This window comes from Prevotella sp. P6B4 (assembly GCF_000619985.1).
Taxonomy (GTDB): domain Bacteria; phylum Bacteroidota; class Bacteroidia; order Bacteroidales; family Bacteroidaceae; genus Prevotella.
The window spans coordinates 1-1,418 of the sequence record NZ_JHVE01000047.1 but is presented as its reverse complement, the minus strand read 5'-3'; the positions used below and the strand labels follow the sequence as shown (position 1 = coordinate 1,418).

General features: G+C 48.2%; 2 protein-coding genes and 1 pseudogene. All 3 read left to right on the top strand.

Annotation, left to right across the window (positions count from 1 at the left end):
- On the top strand, window positions 1-448 hold a 448-nt coding region (locus tag T491_RS17965; RefSeq protein WP_036916252.1), incomplete at its 5' end, for a hypothetical protein.
- The gene (istB, locus tag T491_RS0115225; protein WP_028904634.1) at window positions 448-1,221 is read left to right on the top strand and encodes an IS21-like element helper ATPase IstB; all 774 of its coding nucleotides are present in this window, start codon (window positions 448-450) and stop codon (window positions 1,219-1,221) included. The genes T491_RS17965 and istB, both read left to right, overlap by 1 nt.
- 39 nt (window positions 1,222-1,260) lie before the next feature.
- Window positions 1,261-1,418: pseudogene (locus T491_RS16805) on the top strand (DNA-binding protein); the annotation flags it as partial.

Below are 1,418 nucleotides of genomic sequence, written 5' to 3'. Positions count from 1 at the left end.
TAAGGAGACAGGAAAGCGAATAGCCAACCATCCATTGAGCGAGGTCAAAGGCGTACTGGTACAGGATCCTGCCCACAAGACAGTAAGAGGGGAAGGAATCACGGATAAGGAACTGACAATACACGGATACATTGGTGATATCGAGGCTCTGGATCTTTTCCTGGCAGGAATCAGCCAGAGCAAGCCTGCCTACTACAGTAGGAATCTCAGCTACATCATCCACCAAATGTACGGCTACAAACCCGAGGTGCTGCACGAAGCCCTTGTACGCTGCCTTACAAGCAAGGCCTACAATGCAAGGATGCTCATAGAGGCCTCTGAGAGTATCAGGGTAAGCAGTGGCATGTCTGTCATCCAGCAGCCACAAACGGCAAGTGTGCCACCCGAATTAAGCAACATGCGCCCTGAGCGTACATCCATTAACTCCTTTGAACAGTATTTTAAATGATGAACGACAAACAGACGATTGCGGAATGTGCAACGCTGCTGAAGCTGCACTATGTAAAGGTGAACCTGGAGAATACCATCTGCCAGGCACAAATAGAAAAGCCAACCTACATAAGTTTTCTTGCACAGGTACTCAAGGATGAGGTAAAGGGTCGGCAGGAACGAGATAGGCAACGGAGACTGTCGCTGGCACACCTGCCATCGCAGCACGACCTCGATGCATTTGACTTTAATTACTCCTCGGGCATTAGTAAACAGGAGATGAAGGAACTGCGTACGCTCAACTGGGTAGATCAGGCATACAACATCATCCTCATGGGACCCAGCGGTACAGGCAAGACCTTTATTGCAGGCGGACTCATCTATGAGGCCGTAAAGCAAGGGAAGAAGGCTTACATGATGACTATGGAAGAGCTGATAACTACCATCAAGATGAAGTCCATATCACCAACGGCCATGGGCAACTACAACCGCATTGCCAAGGCTGATTTGGTCGCTATCGATGATATCATGCTCTTCCCCATCAACAAGGAAGATGCAGCTGGCTTCTTCAATCTCATCAACACTATGCATGAGCATACCTCCATCATCATAACTACAAATAAGGCTCCTACAGAATGGGCCCAGACCCTCGATGATGAAGTGCTGGCATCTGCCTTGCTCGACCGAATTCTCTACAGATGTGAGGTGATAAATCTCAAAGGTACAAGCTATAGAATGGAGAACAGACAAACCATTTTCGACAAACAAAACATTAAAAAAACAGAAAAATGAAACTGGTTGGTTAACTTTACGAAAAACTGGTGTGTTTAGATTTGCTTATTACATCGTTACGTGATGATGCCGGAGCTCTACACGGCTCTGACTCAGGACAAGGTGATTAAGGAAGCAGCTCTGCGCAGCGGCGTGAGCAAGGGCGTGATGCAGGCATGCTGGGATGCAGCCGGCGAAGTAATCAAGGCGTGGGCCAC